Origin of the sequence: Lewinella sp. LCG006 (genome assembly GCF_040784935.1) — a bacterium.
Taxonomy (GTDB): domain Bacteria; phylum Bacteroidota; class Bacteroidia; order Chitinophagales; family Saprospiraceae; genus Lewinella.
The window spans coordinates 4,681,432-4,701,909 of the sequence record NZ_CP160680.1 but is presented as its reverse complement, the minus strand read 5'-3'; the positions used below and the strand labels follow the sequence as shown (position 1 = coordinate 4,701,909).

Here is a 20,478-nt window from a genome sequence, read left to right as displayed (position 1 = left end):
TACAGGCTTTTGAGTTACTTAAGACATGTTCATCTGCTTGTTAGCGAGAGCAAATATGGAGGTAATTTTGATAAGATTCTATAGTTGATATAAAATTTATTTTTTATTTTTTTGCAACATCAAACAAGTGTTAAAAAGGTGGGTAAATGGTCGTTTTTTAAGGCTTTATGGGCACCTGAGTTGGCTTATTTTTGTGATGTCATTACTGGATTATTTTAGAAATTCGACATAAGCCAACAAATCATGTCCTACAAAGAAGAACGGCGCACCTCCCCCCGGAAGCACGCCGCCCATAATACCTGTTAACGTGGGTTAGATTAATGTTGAATAACCACTTCGATCAGCATTGGATCGTATCCTGCCGAATCGAGTCTTATAATGTAAATACCACTTGGGATAGTCGCCGTATTGATACGGTAGCCTTCTTGCGGCCAGTAGTCAATCATTTGGCGCAAAATCACCTGTCCCGTAGTACTGTAAAGGCTTAATCTGACAACTTGCTCAACGAGGTCATTGTTTTTCACTGTCAGCATCCCGTTTGCCGGGTTAGGGAACGCCTGCAACTGAGGCAAACCTCCTTCTGATTCCTCCTTTTCGCAAACTACGCTGGTTGTACATACACGCTCGCAGCCCCTCGCATCAGTAATGGTAACAGAGAAGTTTTGGGTCGTAAAGCCAACGGTGTAGAAGACGGTCGCATTGGTAGGCGCAGAAGTGAGGAAGCCATCACAGTCTGTCATTTCCCAACTGTAAGTATATGGAGGAGTTCCTCCGCTGGCAATGACGGTAATCTGGTTACCGCTGGAGTTGCATAAGACCGTTTCAGGTAGCTCAAACTCACATACCAACGTGTTTCCTACAATGTCAATCAGTTGCTCCTCTATCGTCACATTGCCGCAATCATCGTTGGCCGTCCAGCGGCGAATGATCCGCAGCCCAAAATCGGTTACGACTTCAATTTCTTCGAACAGAAGATCAATGTCTTGATCATAGTTGTCCTTGAGGTACACCACCGCTACTGGTGGTAAATCGTCTTCACAGAACAGTGTGATATCTTCCGGGACATAGAATATCTCCGGTCCGTAGGTATCCACATAAATCAAGATGACACTGATCTTTGAGCTGTTACCGCAGGGGTCAGTTACAGTCCAAGTCAGGCGCAAGCGAGCGAGGTAACCATTGCTTTCACAATCTCCTTCTTCCGTAATATCGGTCACGCTAAGCACGGCCAATAAGTTAGAAGCACAGTTGTCCTCTATTGCAATGGCGTCTCCACCAAAGTCGTAAATTTCCTGTGGATTGCCATAAGTAAAGTCAACTGGTAAAACCAGTTCTCCCCCATCTTCAAGCCCAATCAAAAGCGGGTGGGAAAATTCGAGCACAGGAGCACTGTCATCGGTAAAGAAGACTTGCTGCGTAGCGGTAGTCGTGTTTCCACAAGCATCCATGGCTGTCCAGGTACGGGTGAGTACTTGTCCACAGCCTGGTTCATTGCTGGTTACTTCGTTGAAGACAACGTTTACGTTTGTCCCGCTACATTCGTCGAACGCCGTTACTGGTCCGGAGATCGTTGTATCGTTACAAGCATCTTCAGGTACATTACTGAATACAGGCCCTTCATCATCAATAATGGTAATGCTTTGCGCAAAAACCGTCGTATTGTCACAGGCGTCAGTTATCAACCAAATCCTTTCAAAAGCTTGCGGACTATCAGGACAGCTCGCTATTATTGGCTGAATATCCATAAAGCTAATACTGGCTATTGCGTTGCATGCATCGCTAGCAGCAATTTCAGGAATTGCTTCCCCGCAAGAGAGTACCAGTTCCGCAGGCCCTTCCACAACGGGTGGAGTCGTGTCAATCAGTTCGACAAACAAGACGTATTCAGTTGTGTTGTTACACAAATCGGCTGCGGAAACAGTGAGTTGGTAACGCGCAAGGTACCCCGTAGTGCTACAACTTCCACTGTTCAACAGTTGGAGATCCGTGCGCACTTCGATTCCTCCACAACCAGTACTCGTTACTAAAGCTGCAGCAAAATCAGGAATTATCCAGGTTCCGTCTTCGTCACATTCGGCCGCCAACTGGGCTGTACTTCCTGAAGGAAGACCGCTTAGTCCGGGAAGGTCTATATTCACATCTGGACCAAGCCCACTACCATTGGTGATGGTTAATCGTTGTGTGGCACTAGTAGTATTACCACAAACATCTGTAGCCGTCCAGGTACGTTCTACATACTGCCCTCCGTCACAATCGACTGGATCAGATTGGGTGTATGCTAAGGTTGCAAATTCACAATCATCAACCGCTTGTACATTGGGAACGGCAGGTAAGGCTGTCACACAGTCGTCTTCAGGTACTCCTTGTAGCATCGGTGGTGTTTGGTCTACGAGGTACCAATTGAGGCTGATACTCGAAGCGTTGCCACAGTCATCCGTCGATGACCAGGTCGTACGTACGTAACCAGAATAACCGAATTCTGCACAGTCGAACAATCCAAAGTCTTCGTAATCAAAATCTACCTGACTCACACCACTACACAGATCGCGTGCACCAACCGCATAAGAAAGATTGATGATGGTACCAAACTCCGAACAATCCGTAAAGACATCTTGCCCGTCAGTATACTGATTTACGTATTCGTCCTCAAAGTAGAGAACAGGAGCGCTGTCATCGGTTACCATAATGAACTGATCTTGCGTAGTCGGATTACCACAACCATCTATCGCGGTAAAACGACGGCGGATAGTATACCTGTTATCACAGTCACCATCAATACGGCTATCTTCGAAAGTGATTTCAACTTCTGAACAGTTATCCACAGCTGTTGCCATCGATGCGAAAAGAGGGTCACTGCATTCGATGCTCATATCATCAGGGAAAGAAGTAAAGATCGGTCCTTGTGTATCAACAATACGTAGAAACAGGGTGTAAGTCGAACTATTACCACACTCATCGGTAGCAGTCCAAACACAGCGCCACAGACTCAGAAAGTCGGAGACACCACATTCTCCCTCTTCTTCAAGAATATCTACGTAAGTAATGGTGATATTCTCCCTGTCCGAGCAATTGTCGGTAATTGTAAGATCGCCAGTAGTCACTTGGAAGGGTGTCCAGTTGGGGTCACGAAGATTACATTCTACGTTCATTGTAGCACCATCGGGCATAGGGCCAGCTATAATTGGGTCTGTAGTGTCTACGATAGTAATGATCTGCGTACAAGTAGAAGTATTGTTACAGTCATCGGTCGCTGTAAAGGTGCGAGTGATCGTACCCGTATTACCACAGGCCGGGACAAAGCTGTCGCTATGAGTAATTGTAACTCCCCCACAAATGTCAGAACCGGTGGCGTTACCCGTGGAGTTAACATCTGTAGGCATACCACATTCAACCGTCACCTCTGCGGGGCAGCTGATAGTTGGATCAGTCGTGTCTTCTACCGTATAGGTAGCTACAAAGTCGGTAGCGTTATCGCAATCATCCGTCACGGTATAGGTAACAGTCGTGGTGCCCGTCGTGCCGCAATCCACTACAAAAGGTGCGTTGGCGAAATCGCTGCTGATCGTCAGATCATCATCACAGGCGTCTGTCGCGCAAGCTGCTAGGGCCGCTAAGTTGGCTGTATGCCAGGCTGTAATATCGTCTTGACCACATTCGGCCGTCGCATCACGATTGGTACAACCCGTCAGATCAGGATCGGTCGTGTCCTCTACCGTATAGGTGGCTACAAAGTCGGTAGCGTTATCGCAATCATCCGTTATGGTATAGGTAACCGTCGTGGTGCCCGTCGTGCCGCAATCCACTACAAAAGGTGCGTTGGCAAAATCGCTGCTGATCGTCAGATCGTCATCACAGGCGTCCGTCGCACAAGCGGCCAGGGCGGCTAAGTTGGCTGTATGCCAGGCTGCAATATCGTCTTGACCACATTCGGCCGTCGCATCACGGTTGGTGCAACCCGTCAGATCAGGATCGGTCGTGTCTTCTACCGTGTAGGTGGCTACAAAGTCGGTTGCGTTATCACAATCATCCGTAACGGTATAGGTAACTGTCGTGGTGCCCGTTGTGCCGCAATCCACTACAAAAGGCGCGTTGGCGAAATCGCTGCTGATCGTCAGATCGTCATCACAGGCGTCCGTCGCGCAAGCGGCCAGGGCCGCTAAGTTGGCTGTATGCCAGGCTGTAATATCGTCTTGACCACATTCGGCCGTCGCATCACGATTGGTACAACCGTTCAGATCAGGATCGGTCGTGTCTTCTACCGAGTAGGTAGCTACAAAGTCGGTTGCGTTATCGCAATCATCCGTGACGGTATAGGTAACCGTCGTGGTGCCCGTCGTGCCGCAATCCACTACAAAAGGTGCGTTGGCAAAATCGCTGCTGATCGTCAGATCGTCATCACAGGCGTCCGTGGCACAAGCGGCCAGGGCGGCTAAGTTGGCTGTATGCCAGGCTGCGATATCGTCTTGACCACATTCGGCCGTCGCATCACGATTGGTGCAACCCGTGAGATCAGGATCGGTGGTATCTTCTACCGTGTAGGTGGCTACAAAGTCGGTTGCGTTGTCACAATCATCCGTCACGGTATAGGTAACTGTCGTGGTGCCCGTCGTGCCGCAATCCACTACAAAAGGTGCGTTGGCGAAATCGCTGCTGATCGTCAGATCGTCATCACAAGCGTCCGTCGCGCAAGCGGTCAGGGCTACTAAGTTGGCTGTATGCCAGGCTACGATATCGTCTTGACCACATTCTGCCGTCGCATCACGGTTGGTGCAACCCGTCAGATCAGGATCGGTCGTGTCTTCTACCGTGTAGGTGGCTACAAAGTCGGTTGCGTTATCACAATCATCCGTAACGGTATAGGTAACTGTCGTGGTGCCCGTTGTGCCGCAATCCACTACAAAAGGCGCGTTGGCGAAATCGCTGCTGATCGTCAGATCGTCATCACAGGCGTCCGTCGCGCAAGCGGCCAGGGCCGCTAAGTTGGCTGTATGCCAGGCTGTAATATCGTCTTGACCACATTCTGCCGTCGCATCACGATTGGTGCAACCCGTCAGATCAGGATCAGTGGTATCTTCTACCGTATAGGTAGCTACAAAGTCGGTAGCGTTATCGCAATCATCCGTCACGGTATAGGTAACCGTCGTGGTGCCCGTCGTGCCGCAATCCACTACAAAAGGTGCGTTGGCAAAATCGCTGCTGATCGTCAGATCGTCATCACAGGCGTCTGTCGCGCAAGCGGCCAGGGCCGCTAAGTTGGCTGTATGCCAGGCTACGATATCGTCTTGACCACATTCGGCCGTCGCATCACGATTGGTACAACCGGTCAGATCAGGATCGGTCGTGTCTTCTACCGTGTAGGTAGCTACAAAGTCGGTTGCGTTATCGCAATCATCCGTCACGGTATAGGTAACCGTCGTGGTGCCCGTCGTGCCGCAATCCACTACAAAAGGTGCGTTGGCGAAATCGCTGCTGATCGTCAGATCGTCATCACAGGCGTCCGTCGCGCAAGCGGCCAGGGCCGCTAAGTTGGCTGTGTGCCAGGCTGTAATATCGTCTTGACCACATTCGGCCGTCGCATCCCGGTTGGTACAACCGGTCAGATCAGGATCAGTCGTGTCTTCTACCGTGTAGGTAGCTACAAAGTCGGTAGCGTTGTCGCAATCATCCGTGACGGTATAGGTAACCGTCGTGGTGCCCGTCGTGCCGCAATCCACTACAAAAGGCGCGTTGGCGAAATCGCTGCTGATCGTCAGATCATCATCACAGGCGTCCGTCGCGCAAGTGGCCAGGGCCGCTAAGTTGGCTGTATGCCAGGCTACGATATCGTCTTGACCACATTCGGCCGTCGCATCCCGGTTGGTACAACCGGTCAGATCAGGATCAGTCGTGTCTTCTACCGTGTAAGTGGCTACAAAGTCGGTAGCGTTGTCACAATCATCCGTGACGGTATAGGTAACAGTCGTGGTGCCCGTCGTGCCGCAATCCACTACAAAAGGCGCGTTGGCGAAATCGCTGCTGATCGTCAGATCATCATCACAGGCGTCCGTCGCGCAAGTGGCCAGGGCCGCTAAGTTGGCTGTATGCCAGGCTACGATATCGTCTTGACCACATTCGGCCGTCGCATCCCGGTTGGTACAACCGGTCAGATCAGGATCAGTCGTGTCTTCTACCGTGTAAGTGGCTACAAAGTCGGTAGCGTTATCGCAATCATCCGTGACGGTATAGGTAACCGTCGTGGTGCCCGTCGTGCCGCAATCCACTACAAAGGGTGCGTTGGCAAAATCGCTGCTGATCGTCAGATCGTCATCACAGGCGTCCGTCGCGCAAGCGGCCAGGGCCGCTAAGTTGGCTGTATGCCAGGCTACGATATCGTCTTGACCACATTCTGCCGTCGCATCACGATTGGTACAACCCGTCAGATCAGGATCGGTCGTGTCTTCAATAAAAATCGTCTGGTCGCAAATGGCAAAAGCTACGCCATCGAAGTAGATCGTGTAACGACGCGTAAAATCAACACCATCTCCGTCTGTACAGAAGTCGGTATCACCTCCAGGGAGCACTGTAAAATCCATGGTAACAATGGCACCACAGCTTTCAATATCACTAAACACATCGGTAGGATTGATGAACGCAGGTGGAATATCACTGGCGCATCCTTCCCTAATCACGTCCAGGTCCGTCAGACAGTCAGCATCCTGGGTACAACAAGAAGCCGGTGCTGATGCAATGAAAGGAATACATCCCGGAGCAAGAGGTACGTCATTTCTAGATACATCAACTGTATATTGAGTATCGTCAGCATTGACGGTAATACATCGGCTTGTTGCTCCTCCAGGCATCCACGAGTAAGTAACTTGCGGGCAAATTACGCCACTATCAAACTCAAAACAAAGTTCAACGGTACCTGCACCTAGGTTACAATTGGCAACAATTTGACCATTTAATGCCGGAAACACTGTAGCAGTTTTAGTAACGGAGGGATTTTGCGTGATACAGTCTGATAATGAACTCGCATCCGTTGTGACCGTGTAATCGAAATTAATACCATTACAATCTGTAACGGTGGGCCCATCATAATCAAAAACAGCATTTTCAGGGTCGCTGATATCAAGATAATCGAGATTGGGATCATCTATAGAAGACCAAGTAATAGTAGGCGTAGCGAAATTAACATCACTGGCACCGTTTCCACACTGAGGTATCTGGGTACCATTGACTGCAAATACATCGTTACAACCTTCTACAATATCCTCTACCTCTAGTGTAAGAGAAGGAATACCCAAGATACTAATCTCAAGAAGGTTGTTCGCCGCACCTGGTTTACACACCAAAAGCTCAATCATTGTTGCTCCGTTTGGTATACAAACTTCTTCTTTACAAAGATCTAAGGCGGTTCCCGCATTCAGCTGGTTACTGGCACTACACGCGCTCGTGTTGGCAGGTAAAACATAGCCTTTGGTAGAACATGGTGGATCAAAACAGAATGCAAGCCCATCAAAACCAGTAACATCAATGTTAAAAATCAGACAAGAATTATTGCCTTGCTGATTTGTGCAACATTCGTCACCCAAAGCATAAGCACCTGTAACCATGGGGTTTCCAGGAGTGAGATTGATAGCATATTCAGGGACATTCAAGCTTGCATCGCATTGTCCCATCGCATTGGGCGTAAAAGCCAATAGGCATGATAACATCGAAAAAATCCAGATTGGGAAAACGGTTCGTTTGATATCTAAAAAAAGATTTTCAAAAAACAGCGCGTACTCCTCCCCATTCCACCAGAGACAGGATCTGGTAGACCTTTTGTTAATAATGTTCATAATGTTTAAATTGTGTTTGTCAACAGGAAAAAATGTCGTTTTATACTATGCAGTGAAAATTAAATCTAACGCAATACTCCCCCAGGCTATAGCATGACACTATAGCTACTTATCTTTAACATGTAATTTTAATTACACATACAGACAGCAGCAGACCATCTCATTCTTACAAAATGAAATTTCCAGCCAATAAAAATCAAATTTGTGATATGGTTTTGCCACAAGCGATGCCACTCCTTTACTAAGGAGGCTCAGTTGTCAGTAACTTCTTTCTCAAAATCAATACAACTACAAAGTCAGCTGTGTAAAACACAGCAAAACAGACCTATAGGGCTAATAATCAACCCGTAAGGACAAGTCAAAACTGTAGTAGAAACTAATTTAAACACTTCAGGGGGGGGGAAAAAGCTACCTCACCGCTACGAGGGGGACTAGCGGTTAAATACTAATGTGTGTGTGTACGTTTATATGAAAGGGTAGAGCGTGATACGTTGATGCAAGATATGTTATTTTTTTCAAAACTTCAAGACATCTAATTAATTTTATACACATGTAAATTTAATTAAATCAAAAAAAGTCAATATCAAATCATTAAACCGCAACTTAATGGGTATATCCAGTTGAATATTGGGGATGAAATAGACAAATGATTTTTCACATCAATAATTTTTATCTTCAAAAAAAAGCGCTGCCCATACGGACAACGCTCTGTATACTACTCAAAACTACTCTCAATTCTTAGCGATGTAGCTTCTGCTTGGGTTTTTCCAGCTTCAGCTTCTCGTTGCTTTCTTTCATCGACTCACCGATTTGCTGACTGGCCACAAAGCTGGCCGTCATTTCCGCGAGCATGTTGCTTCCTGCTGCTGGCGAATTGGGCAGCATAATCAGGTTGCTATTGGCATTTTCCCCCATGGATTGCAGGGTATCATAATGCTGGGTGACGACGATCAAAGCCGATGCTTCTTGCGAGTTGATGCCAACTTTATTGAGCACTTCAACACTTTCTTCCAAACCACGAGCTATTTCCCGACGCTGATCGGCAATACCCTGTCCTTGCAGGCGCTTGCTTTCTGCTTCGGCCTTTGCTTTGGCGACGATCCGGATACGCTCTGCTTCACCTTCATACTCGGCGGCAAGTTTTTCGCGTTCAGCGGCATTAATGCGGTTCATTGCATCTTTTACGGTATGGTCAGGGTCAATATCCGTAACCAGCGCTTTTACGATTCCGTAACCATACCCTTCCATAGCTTCTGCTAATTCGCCTTTGATCGCATTGGCAATATCGTCTTTGCGTTCAAAGACATCATCCAATTTCAACTTAGGCACTTCGGCACGAACGACGTCAAATACATAGGCGTTGATCTGCTCGTAAGGGTTTTCCAACTTATAGAAAGCTTCGTATACCTTATCGGCAGAAACGACAAATTGGACACTGACCTTCAGTTTTACGAAAACGTTGTCTTTGGTCTTGGTTTCCACCAATACGTCCAACTGCTGAATTTTCAGACTGATCCGGCCTGCTACGCGGTCGACAAAAGGTATTTTAAATTGGAGTCCGGAACTTTTGACACTCATAAAGCGGCCAAACCGCTCGATCAACGCAGCCGATTGCTGCTTGACGGTGAAGATGCCGGACAATAAGATCATTAATAAAATGACGGCAACAATAGGTACTATCGGAAGCATTATAATATTGATTTTGATGACTGTTTAAAACCTCAAGTATAAGAGAAAAACGCCACGGTATCACTCTTTTACTTATTGTACCAATATACGGCAATTTGTGCTTACTACTGTGATTTTGCGATGAATGGACAGGAATATTCGATCAAAAGCCTATTCTACTTCTACTTTTTTCAGGCGTTCGATATAAGGCTCAATATCTCGATAATTCTCCGTAGCATTGGGCAACACCAACAATTTGGGACTCGTGATATCATAGACTTGGGGGCGTAGCCATTCTTTCCATGTAACAGGTTTCCAAAGATGTATCCCGTAAGGCGTGAATCTAATATGCTGCAGTTCAGAAAAGTAAAAAACCTGGTAATTCCTCAGGGTATACCTCACCACCCGATCAGCAAAAATAACAAAGGTGATATCCGCGTACGCTTTTAAGCTCGTGTACTTGTTTATCTGACGAGTTTTCCAAAAAATAAAAACGATGCTCAAGGCCAAGGCAACAACAAAAATCCAGCCATCTAATAGCATCCCTAGGAATAAGCCGCTAAACAGCATAAAGATATACCCTCCACAGCCTAATAAATTTTCCCAGCGTTCTGCCTGTATGAGCTGCCGGTTCCATTCCTTTTCGTCGACTTTGAGAAAATGAATGCTCTTCCCTTCCTCACTAAGAAATGCTGGCTGGATAAAATCGCTATCAAGTACCATTATTGTTTTGAATTATTTTTATTGAATTCTTTTGTTTGTTTTTAAAAATATCACTACATTTGCTACGTAAGTTAACGACCAAAATACAACTTACCCATCAAAGGAACTACCCTCTCACTTGGTCAGTGAGTTAATCATCAGCGGATTTTGTTTTTGTTTTAACGCAATGAAGGCCTCTTGTCGGTGATCCGGGAAGAGGGTGTGATAGCGTGTCTCTTACCCGGAGTGGTCAGGGATGTGCGGTGTTCGGGCTGGATTTCACCAGATATAGGGTGGGTCCCGCCGTGCGGGCTATGGGGTGAAGGCTACTTCTTCTTCCTTCCTCCTTAGAGCGTATTCAAAATTGTGTGTCTTGGCAGCTGTAGATTCCGTAGTGAATTCTACAGATGGGTTTCCCCCGCGCCAGCTGCCTGGAAGGTGCGAACGCAGTGAGTAGTGCCGACCTAAAACGACACTTTGGAGAAGTTTTAGGTCGGCACGGAGCAAAGCGAACCCTGGAAGGGAGCGACCCCAAAGGGGAGGCGCCATCATAGTAAGGTGTAAAAGATATTTTAATTTAAAGGCCCATGCTCCCATAATTTTGCCTACCTACCCAACCCTTTGAACACACCTCACCGTCTTCCCCAAAAAAAGTATCCATCCAATGAAACCATTAGCATTCTTCTTTTTCCTCTTATCGTTCAGTATCGTTTGTTTCCAATGTGAAAAAACGGATACGCCTCCTAATCCAACCCCACCCGTAGATTTCGATTGTGCCGATCACCCGAGTGTCTGCGAACTAACATCCGCTAATGGGCACTTTGCTATTGACTTGTTTAAAACCATCAATGAGCAGGAGACAGAAGATGCTAATATTTTCATTTCCCCTTTCAGCATCTCTACTGCCTTATCCATGACCCTCAACGGTGCTAATGGGCAAACCTTCTCGGATATGCAGACAGCTTTGCGGACAGGCACTATTGATTTATCACAAATCAATGAAGCTTACCAAACCTTACTGGAAGTGCTTCCCCAATTGGATCCTGCTACCCGACTCAAAATTGCCAACTCCATCTGGCATCAAAACGAATACCCCGTGCTCCCGTCCTTCTTGGCAACCAATACCGATTATTATGCCAGTGAGGTACATGCGGTAGATTTTAGAAATGCAGGCATTGTCGACGAAGTAAATGACTGGATCGAAAACAATACGGAAGGCTTAATCACAGAGGCGCTCAGTGAACTGCCACCAAACGTTGTGATGTTACTCATCAATGCCATCTATTTCAAGGGCACTTGGCAAACGGAGTTCGAACCCGAAAACACGCAAGTTGCTGATTTCGCTAGTCCAACTGGCACAGTAGACGTAGATATGATGCACCTGCAAGAAGCATCGTTTCGGTACAGCAGCAATGAATTGTTCCAGGCCATTGATTTGCCTTATGGCGATTCGATCTATTCAATGACCATCTTTCTTCCTAGCGAAGGCCATACCTTAAATGAGATCATCAGTGAACTCAATCCAGCAAACTGGGAAAACTGGCAAGCTCAGATGACGCCTACCGATGTTGAGCTTTTCTTACCTAAATTCAAGCTGGAATACGAGATTAAACTGAAAAACACCCTCAGTAGCATGGGCATGGAAAATGCTTTCTCCGACCGTGCAGACTTCTCCCAAATGATCGACGGTGGAGGGGTGAAAATTGATGATGTCATCCACAAAACCTTCGTGGAAGTAAATGAGGAGGGTACGGAAGCAGCGGCGGTAACGGTAGTCGTAATCGTTGAAACCTCTGTACCAATCCTTCCTGTATTCCGCGCGGATAGGCCTTTTGTATTCGTTATTCACGACAACAAGACCAAAAGCATCCTCTTTATGGGTAAAATAGTAAATCCTAGCTAACTAAGTCTTGGTCTTCATTTTGTGGCTGAAGAGCTTACGGAATTTACTGACTTTCGGCGTGATAACAAAGGTGCAGTAGGGATTGCGCTCGCCTACTTTACTGTAGTAGCCGTGGTGGTATTCCTCCGCTGGGAAGAAGTCCTCAAAAGGCGCAATTTCCGTCACGATCGGTGCATCCCAGACCTGTGGCGCATAATTGGCCTTGACGTCTTCTACGACAACCTTTTGGGCTTCATCGTGATAAAAAACCACTGATCGGTACTGGGGACCTACGTCGTTCCCTTGCCGGTTGGGGGTAGTAGGATCGTGTGTGGTGAAGAAAATCTCTAAAATTTCGCGGTAGGTGATCACCTCAGGATCAAAACTCACTTGAACAACTTCTGCATGTTTAGTTGTCCCTGAACATACGGTTTTATAATCCGCAGTGGCTTTATCACCACCGCTATATCCTGACATGACGTGGTGTACGCCTTCAACCTGCTCGAAAATCGCTTCCACGCACCAAAAACAGCCTCCCCCAAGGGTTGCTAAAGCGAATTGGTTGTTCATTGTTATGACTTTGTGTTTTTTTTCGAAACAACTTAATCTTTAGACAGGTTGTGAAGAGCGAGCTATTTGTGATGCCAGGGGCTCTAACTTGGCAACATAGTCTAAAAATTTATGCAACGCTTCACGTTTAGCTTCATCTAAGTGATAGCTAATATAAGAAGTAAAATACGTTTCTAAATCAAAAGAAGGATCGGGAGAAGGAAGTAACAACTTCAATTTAGGAATAGCTGCAATACCAGCTTCCATTGCTTGGTTGAATGCTTGCGTAAAAGCCAACGGTAAAGTTGTAGTACTTACCCAAGCCGCAAACACAAAGGGCAAGCCGGTCAGCGACTGCCAAGCTACACTCAAGTCGTATACGTAAGGAAAACGATTTTCTAGTCCGATGGTACGGTCACCAATAACGACACCTGCAGTCGTTTCTTTTATCTGATTGATATATCCTTCTTGAGCCGGTAACAGTTTGGGGCTGATGTGCCAATGATCACGTAACAGAATCCGCGAAAGTGCTACTGAACTACGGGAATGATGATCCAGGTACAAGGCTGTGATTTCCTCTATGGGCACCTCGCTGTAAATGTTCACCGTCTTCACCTCGCCTACTGCACCAATACAGTAATCTGAGACCAAGTGCCAATTCTCCAACTCTGGTAAAATAGCAACGGGTGTGAGCGCCAGATCTACTTCACCATCACGCAGCTTACGGGCACATTCACTAGGAATATCTAAAGAAAGATCCACCTGGTCGGCCAACGGACTATTGAGTAAACCGTAAAGCAATGGCTTCGTGTTCAGGTAACTTACTGCGGTAATCTTGATCTTTCTCATTTTCTATTATTTAACTAAGAGCATGTTTGGAGCTTGCTTGCACCGAAAAACAGGCTCTAACGCTTACTGCGCCACTGTGCCCCTTCTTTCACCAACAAATGACTGGTATCATTTTCTAACGTTAAATGAAACCTTCCTCCTTGCTGTTTGGCGATCCATAGCCCGGTATTGGAATGGGAGTAATTGTTCATATACTTTAGCGGCTCGTCCTTAAGTACACACATCAATCCACGCATCGCCCGGCCGTGTGAACACACCAATAAGAGTTCTTCCTTCCGCTCTAGTAAGTGGTTCACAAATACCTCCAGCCGTTGTTGTAGTTCCCAGGCGGATTCACCATTGGGCATAGCCGCGTGATAATCACCTTGAACCCAAGCTTGCGTCACGCTATCATATTCTCGCTTACTCTTCGCTGTTGCGGCTTTGCCTTCGTGGTCACCCCATCCCATCTCATTGATTTCTGGATGCTGCTCCCAGTCTAAACCTTCTGCGAGAAACGGAGCCACGGTTTCATGGGTTCGCTTCAAACTAGAGGTCAACACCTTGACAAAAGGCAGATGTTGGTACTTATCGTAAAAAGCTTGTGCCTGGGCTTGACCAGTGGCATTGAGGGATGTGTCAACGCCGCCGCCTTGCACGATCCCTCTTAAATTATAATCCGTCTGCCCGTGCCGAAGAATATATATCGTCTTGTCCGCCATTATCAAAATTAGTTGTTAACTACCGGTAGACTTACGTACCCTCTGAACTGCTTATCGTCCTCAAATACTTCGTCGGTATAATCTTTCACTACGCCATAAAGCGTATCCCGCTCAATGGGTTTACGCCCAACAGCGCGGATAAGCTTCACCAGCTGTTCTGTGCTCAATGCAGGCGTTTGTTCTTCCGAACCAGCCATCGAGTAGATTTTGGTGGTATCATCGATGGTGCCGTCGATATCGTCTACACCATAAGCCATAGACAACTGAGCGATCTCCCGCCCAATCATTGGCCAGTAGGCTTTGATATGATCAAAATTATCCAAATAGATACGACTGATGGCATAATTACGCAGGTCCTCCACTACCGTACTCTCAGCCAGGTGGGACAATTGGTTGCCCTGGTTGCGGAATTTCAGGGGTATGAATGTTTGAAACCCTCCCGTCTTGTCTTGCAGTTGGCGCAATTGCTCCAGATGATCAACCCGGTGCTCGTATTTTTCGATGTGACCATACAGCATGGTGGCATTAGAACGGTGGCCCAGTTCGTGCCAGATTTCATGGATTCGTAACCATTGCTCACCGGTACATTTGCCTCCTGCAATTTGATCGCGAATTTCCGGGTGAAAAATTTCCGCACCACCACCAGGCATCGAGTCTAAACCGGCTTCTTTCATCAATCGCATCCCCTCTTCGTAACTTACCTTTCCCTTCTTGAAAATATAGTGGTATTCTACTGGTGTCAGGGCTTTGATGTGCAATTCAGGGCGGTGGGCTTTGATTGCTTTAAAAAGGTTGGTATAAAACTCAATATCATACTGCGGCAATACCCCACCTACAATATGAACCTCGGTGACAGGCTGATCATCGTAGCCCTTGATGATGTCCATTATTTCCTCCAAGGAATATTCCCAACCATCAGAGCGCTGCTTAATCAAGCGGGAATAAGAACAAAAAGTACAAGTGTACAGACAGACATTGGTAGGCTCAATGTGAAAATTCCGGTTGAAGTAGGTCTTATCACCATGCCGGCGTTCGCGGATGGTATTTGCCAGAATTCCTAGATAACCCAACTCCGCCTCTTCAAATAACAGCAGTCCTTCCGCTGGAGTGATGCGCTCCTGATGGGCTACTTTTTGGGCAATCACTCGCCATTTCTCAGCTAGTTGGGGATCAGACAACAAGGTCGCTATTCCTGTATTTGTAGTCATAATAATAAGCTTTGTACTCGGCAGCTATTCCATACCTGATTTCTGAATTTTCAATTTATACTGAAAACAAGAATACGCTGCAATAGTTGCAGCAAAGGTAAAGTTTTATCCGTGGTCCGATTTCAAAAAAAGTATTAGCTTTACGGGTACGACTGATCGTAACCCATAAACGAAAGAATTTTGATCCAAGACACTTCGCTATTCCTTCGGCGACTATTGCTATCCACAGCTTTACTTTGCTGGATGGTATTAGCTTTTTCTCAAACTTTAGGTCGAACAGTTCCTCAGATGTGGCTGGAGTATCACGAAGCTAAAAGTGATTCTGCCAAGATTGCCACCCTTTCTGCACTAGCCAGTGGGTATGCCTTTGTCAATTTAGATTCTGCCTTTACCTTAGGAGAACTGGCACTCACACAAGCCAAATCGGGCAAGTTCAAATACCTCGAAGGCAATGCTTATGTATCCATTGGTGAGGTTTATGATATTAGCGGAAAGTTTGAACCTGCACTGGAAAACATCAATAAGGGTCTTGCGATTTTCGAGCAAATCAAAAGCGATAAAGGCTTGGCCAGAGCCTACAACGCAAGGGGGCTGGCTCGCCTTTATGGAGGTCGGAATTTAATTGAAGCAGCGAAAGATTTCGAAACCTCCAAAAACCTTTCTATTGCGATCAATGACAAGGTGCAATTAGCAAAAATAGGCCATAACCTGGGGCAGATTTATCATAGAGAAGAAAACTACCCCGGCGCACTGGCCAATTACCTGCTTGCACGCAATCTTAAAGACAGCCTCCTTTTGCTTAAACATCCCGAAATTACGATCCGGGATATGATTACAACTTACAATAACCTTGGTGCTTTTTACAAAACGATCTACCAGTTTGAGAAAGCACGAGAAACGCTCAAAAAAGGGCTTGATATAACACCGGAAGAAGATTTTCGCCGAAGATCTGTCCTGCTTTACACCTTAGCTACCGTTGAAGAACGAGACTCCAACTACACCGAAGCCCTCGATTATCTAAAAGAGAGTATAGCGTTTGCCAAAAAAGGGAATTTCACGGCTGATATGCCCAATATTTACGATGTCATGGGCCAGTCGTATTTAATGCTAAAATCTCGTGAAGCTGCCAAAGAGCATTTCCAGTTGGCATTGGACATTTTAAATACGACCAATCCCAATCCCAATGTAAAAGTTGGTGTTTTGGCCCACCAGGGTGAGTTTTTTTTCCAGGAAGGCCGATATTTTGAAGCCATCGCAAATAGCGAGGAAGCTTTCTCGATCGTAAATGCCAATGATAATATTGATAAGGAAAACATACGCGATGCCCACGATATATATGCCAAAGCAGCCGAAGCACTGGGAGATTTCAAGCTGGCCGTATTTCATCTCAAAGCGTATTCCAAACTCATCAAAGAAATAGAAAGCATTGAGCATAAGAAACAGTATGTAGGGCTACAAGCCATCCATGATGTTCAATTTGCAGAACAAAGGCACCAGCAAGAACTTCTTGAGTTAGAGTTGGCGCTTTCAAAAAAATGGGTTTTCTGGTTAACAATAGCCGTAATTGTGGCTCTAATTCTTGCATTGCTCTTCGCTATTGCTAAACGGCGAGAAACCAAAGCTAAGAAGAAAGTAATTGTTATAAATGAGGAGCTGGAGTCGAAAAACATTGAACTGGCCAGCTCTAATCAAAAACTGGGACTCGCTAACAGTAAATTGAGCCAATTTTCTTTTGCCACTGGCCATGATCTCAAAGAGTCGCTGCGCAATATTACCAGCTTTACCCAGCTGGCCAGTATTGAACTTGCCGAAAACCCACCCCAGGCACAACTACACTTGCAGGAAGCGGCTACCAGTGGTAAACGGATGCGTAAAATGCTGGATGACTTGCTCCACTACAGCAATCTGGGAGGCAATGATACAGCCATCAGTCGCTTCCCCCTCGACGAGGCCATCAGCAGCGTCAAACAACAACTAAAAACCGAGATCGAAGAGGCCCGCGGGGATGTCATCCTCACTACACCTGCCACGCTCAAAGCCAACCGCACGGAGGTGGAACAAATCTTCTTCAACCTCGTCCACAACGCCATCAATTACCAAGCTCCAGGCAATGAACCACGTATCACCATTAAATTGGAAGAACGTGAAAAGCAGATAATCTTCATGGTTTGTGACAATGGGATCGGTATTCCAGCGGAGCATCAGCATGATATTTTCAAACCATTCTTCCGCTTACATAACCGTAGTAAAAGTGGTTCTGGACTAGGCTTATCCATTTGTAAAACCATCGTTGAAAGTTACGATGGAAAAATTTGGTACGAGGCGGCTGGTGAAAGTGGCTCCTGCTTCTGCTTCACCTTGCCAAAATCTGAACCCAAAGCCCAGCTCAACCCTAACCTATTCATCCCCTAGCATGCTGAGCATCCTGATTCCAGTATATGCTTATGAGGTAGGTACACTTGTGCATACTTTGCACCAGCAAGCCAGCCAACTATCACAAGCCTGGGAAATACGCCTACTGGATGATGCATCACCTTCCCATTGGCAAGTTAGCAACCGTCAACTAGACCAGCTTCAAGGTGTCTACTATCAAGAGCTTACTGAAAATGTTGGTAGAGCTAAAATCAGGAACTTGTTAGCCCAGCAAGCCCGCTACGACTACCTCCTTTTTCTTGATAGCGACAGTGGGATTGATCAACCAGATTTCCTGTCCACCTACCTCTCACAGCTTGCTCCATCAAGGGTACTCTGCGGTGGAAGAAGTTACTTGAGTAAGCCTCCCGATACTGCTTATTACCTGCATTGGTGGTATGGTACCCAACGGGAAGTAAGACCGGCTGGTATTCGCCGACAGCAACCCTATGCCGGGTTTATGACCAACAACTTTGTCGTCCCGAAATCGGTAATGCACCATATCCCTTTCGACGAAACCGTCACGACTTACGGCCACGAAGATACCCTATTTGGTTTTCAGCTACAGGCCGCTGGCATTGACATCCAACACCTCGACAACCCAGTGCTGCACATTGGCCTCGATGAGGCTACTCACTGGTTGGAAAAACAACGCATTGCCATCCAAAACCTTTACCGCTTACATCGGCAAAATCCTGCGCTCCAAACGCAGGCACTCCAATGGTGGTTGCGCCTACACCGCACGGGCTTATTGCAATTTGTTATGCCTTTTTTCAAAAAGAAAAGCACGCATTGGGAGCAAAAGCTATTGCATCAGCACCAACCCAATCTTCGTTTGCTGGATCTGCTAAAAATTTATTGGTTAGAAGAAGTCCACCAGGCTCAGCAATCACCTTCTTCCCTGAGCTGATAAATTCCACCAATATATGCGTAATGTGGGTTAAGTTTTTACCTTAGCAACAGCGGATTAATGTTGTAATTCAAAAACAAAAAAATGCGGAACGAATTCGTTGTTTTTGCCCTCATCACGGTCTTGGGAAGTATTGCCTTGGGTTATTTTCTAAACCCCAATGCCTACTGGCTGCTCCTCCTTTTTGGTCCCATAGCAGCCATTGGTTTTTACGATATGGCGCAAGACAAACACGCGATCATGCGCAACTTTCCCATCCTGGGCCGTGGGCGTTATGTCATGGAAGAGTTGCGCCCAAAGCTGTACCAGTATTTTATCGAATCAGATACCAATGGACGGCCCATTAGTCGCACCATGCGTTCGGTCGTGTATCAACGGGCCAAGGACCAGAACGATACGACGCCGTTTGGCACCCAACTCGAAGTTTATGAGGAAGGTTACGAATGGATGAACCATTCCATTGCTGCCCGTAGTGCGGAAGAAATGGAAGAACCGCGCGTAATGATTGGCAACAAGGCATGCCAGCACCCTTATTCGGCTTCCATCTTCAACGTTTCCGCAATGAGTTTCGGGAGCCTCAGTTCTGCCGCCATTGAAGCCCTCAACGGAGGAGCAAAAATCGGTAACTTTGCTCACAATACCGGCGAAGGTGGCGTAAGTCCTTACCACGAAACTTTCCAGGGCGACCTTATCTGGCAAGTCGGTACCGGCTATTTTGGCTGCCGCGCAAAAGACGGCGGTTTTGATGCCGAAAAATTTGCCCAACGTTCCCAGACTCCCAACATCAAAATGATCGAGCTCAAGCTATCGCAAGGGGCGAAGCCTGGTCATGGAGGTATTTTACCCGCGAAGAAAAATACCCCTGAAATTGCTAAAATCCGTGGTGTAGAACCGGGAACGGCAGTGCTTTCTCCACCTTTCCACAAAGCCTTCTCTACCCCCAAAGGGCTGCTCCAATTGATCCAGCAAATGCGCGAACTCAGCGGTGGTAAGCCCATCGGTTTCAAGCTTTGCATTGGCCAACCCAGCGAGTTTATAGGTATTTGTAAAGCGATGGTAGAGACGGGTATCTATCCTGACTTTATCACCGTAGATGGTGGGGAAGGTGGCACCGGAGCAGCACCTATCGAGTTTTCCGATTCGGTGGGTATGCCTTTTAAAGAAGGATTGGCTTTTGCTTATGATACCTTGGTAGGCTTCGATCTCAAAAAACACATCACCCTGCTGGCTTCCGGCAAGGTCTTTACGGGTTTTCATATCATCCGTGCCCTGGCCCTGGGAGCAGATGCTACCTACAGTGCCCGCGCCATGATGCTGGCCCTGGGATGTATACAGGCACTTGAATGCAACAAAAACAATTGCCCAACTGGTGTAGCTACCCAAGACCCCGAATTGGTGGCCGGCCTCGTAGTCAGCGACAAAAAAAAGCGCGTAGCCAGTTTCCATAACAAAACCATCCACAGCGTCCAGGAACTTCTCGGCGCAGCAGGTTTGACGAGTACCCAGCAGATTAATCGCCAGCATATTTTCCGACGTACCAGCCTCAATGAGGTGCGCCGCTATAGCCAGATCTTCCCTTACCTAACCACGGGTTCGCTCCTCAATGAAGCAACCGTACCCGAAAACTGGAAAGTAGAATGGGACCTCGCCAGCGCGGATCATTTTTAGTCAGACTTTGCCTAGGGGAAAGTAGTAAAGAGATATCGGGCGATTCCATCACCCTCTACCAAAAGGGCGCGAAGCAGCCCGCATCTTTCTACTTTTTTTGCTGTTGATT

At 46.8% G+C, this 20,478-nt stretch carries 11 protein-coding genes; 4 read left to right on the top strand and 7 right to left on the bottom strand.

Features of this window, described 5'->3' with window-relative positions; genetic code table 11:
• Positions 1-317: 317 nt before the first annotated feature.
• The 3 genes from AB0L18_RS16930 to AB0L18_RS16920 form a co-directional block, all read right to left on the bottom strand.
• A complete protein-coding gene (locus AB0L18_RS16930; protein ID WP_367388491.1) occupies positions 318-7,694 on the bottom strand; it encodes a T9SS type A sorting domain-containing protein in 7,377 nt (2,458 codons plus the stop codon).
• Between the two features lie 864 nt (positions 7,695-8,558).
• Positions 8,559-9,509: an SPFH domain-containing protein gene (locus AB0L18_RS16925; protein WP_367388490.1), complete on the bottom strand. Its 951-nt coding sequence runs from the start codon at positions 9,507-9,509 to the stop codon at positions 8,559-8,561.
• 150 nt (positions 9,510-9,659) lie between these two features.
• Complete coding sequence (locus AB0L18_RS16920; RefSeq protein WP_367388489.1) at positions 9,660-10,211, bottom strand: hypothetical protein; 552 nt, start codon at positions 10,209-10,211, stop codon at positions 9,660-9,662.
• A gap of 643 nt (positions 10,212-10,854) precedes the next feature.
• Here AB0L18_RS16920 and AB0L18_RS16915 point away from each other — a divergent pair.
• Entirely contained in the window at positions 10,855-12,093 is a 1,239-nt protein-coding gene (locus tag AB0L18_RS16915; protein WP_367388488.1) for a serpin family protein, read from the top strand.
• On the opposite strand, the gene msrA is transcribed toward AB0L18_RS16915, so the two are convergent.
• The 4 genes from msrA to mqnE are packed head-to-tail and all read right to left on the bottom strand — an operon-like array spanning position 12,094 to position 15,379.
• On the bottom strand, positions 12,094-12,642 hold the full coding sequence (gene msrA / locus AB0L18_RS16910) for a peptide-methionine (S)-S-oxide reductase MsrA (protein WP_367388487.1): 549 nt from the start codon (positions 12,640-12,642) through the stop codon (positions 12,094-12,096). It lies immediately after the preceding gene.
• 39 nt (positions 12,643-12,681) lie between these two features.
• The gene (locus AB0L18_RS16905; RefSeq protein WP_367388486.1) at positions 12,682-13,470 is read right to left on the bottom strand and encodes a menaquinone biosynthetic enzyme MqnA/MqnD family protein; all 789 of its coding nucleotides are present in this window, start codon (positions 13,468-13,470) and stop codon (positions 12,682-12,684) included.
• Positions 13,471-13,526: 56 nt separating this feature from the next.
• Positions 13,527-14,171, bottom strand: coding sequence for a histidine phosphatase family protein (locus tag AB0L18_RS16900; protein WP_367388485.1), 645 nt, complete (start codon positions 14,169-14,171; stop codon positions 13,527-13,529).
• A gap of 8 nt (positions 14,172-14,179) precedes the next feature.
• A complete protein-coding gene (gene mqnE / locus AB0L18_RS16895) occupies positions 14,180-15,379 on the bottom strand; it encodes an aminofutalosine synthase MqnE (RefSeq protein ID WP_367388484.1) in 1,200 nt (399 codons plus the stop codon).
• Between the two features lie 288 nt (positions 15,380-15,667).
• On the opposite strand from mqnE, the gene AB0L18_RS16890 reads away from it, so the two are divergent.
• From AB0L18_RS16890 to AB0L18_RS16880, 3 genes are all read left to right on the top strand, one after another.
• A complete protein-coding gene (locus tag AB0L18_RS16890) occupies positions 15,668-17,791 on the top strand; it encodes an ATP-binding protein (RefSeq protein WP_367388483.1) in 2,124 nt (707 codons plus the stop codon).
• Position 17,792: 1 nt separating this feature from the next.
• Entirely contained in the window at positions 17,793-18,701 is a 909-nt protein-coding gene (locus AB0L18_RS16885; protein WP_367388482.1) for a glycosyltransferase family 2 protein, read from the top strand.
• A gap of 84 nt (positions 18,702-18,785) precedes the next feature.
• Positions 18,786-20,369: an FMN-binding glutamate synthase family protein gene (locus AB0L18_RS16880; RefSeq protein WP_367388481.1), complete on the top strand. Its 1,584-nt coding sequence runs from the start codon at positions 18,786-18,788 to the stop codon at positions 20,367-20,369.
• Positions 20,370-20,478 lie beyond the last annotated feature (109 nt).

Bases quoted from the DNA above. Each gene is read 5' to 3' on its own strand.
- AB0L18_RS16885 (WP_367388482.1), top strand. From the start codon at position 17,793: ATGCTGAGCATCCTGATTCCAGTATATGCTTATGAGGTAGGTACACTT.
- AB0L18_RS16925 (WP_367388490.1), bottom strand. From the start codon at position 9,509: ATGCTTCCGATAGTACCTATTGTTGCCGTCATTTTATTAATGATCTTA.
- AB0L18_RS16890 (WP_367388483.1), top strand. From the start codon at position 15,668: ATGTGGCTGGAGTATCACGAAGCTAAAAGTGATTCTGCCAAGATTGCC.
- msrA (WP_367388487.1), bottom strand. From the start codon at position 12,642: ATGAACAACCAATTCGCTTTAGCAACCCTTGGGGGAGGCTGTTTTTGG.
- AB0L18_RS16915 (WP_367388488.1), top strand. From the start codon at position 10,855: ATGAAACCATTAGCATTCTTCTTTTTCCTCTTATCGTTCAGTATCGTT.
- AB0L18_RS16920 (WP_367388489.1), bottom strand. From the start codon at position 10,211: ATGGTACTTGATAGCGATTTTATCCAGCCAGCATTTCTTAGTGAGGAA.
- mqnE (WP_367388484.1), bottom strand. From the start codon at position 15,379: ATGACTACAAATACAGGAATAGCGACCTTGTTGTCTGATCCCCAACTA.
- AB0L18_RS16905 (WP_367388486.1), bottom strand. From the start codon at position 13,470: ATGAGAAAGATCAAGATTACCGCAGTAAGTTACCTGAACACGAAGCCA.
- AB0L18_RS16880 (WP_367388481.1), top strand. From the start codon at position 18,786: ATGCGGAACGAATTCGTTGTTTTTGCCCTCATCACGGTCTTGGGAAGT.
- AB0L18_RS16930 (WP_367388491.1), bottom strand. From the start codon at position 7,694: ATGTTATCATGCCTATTGGCTTTTACGCCCAATGCGATGGGACAATGC.
- AB0L18_RS16900 (WP_367388485.1), bottom strand. From the start codon at position 14,171: ATGGCGGACAAGACGATATATATTCTTCGGCACGGGCAGACGGATTAT.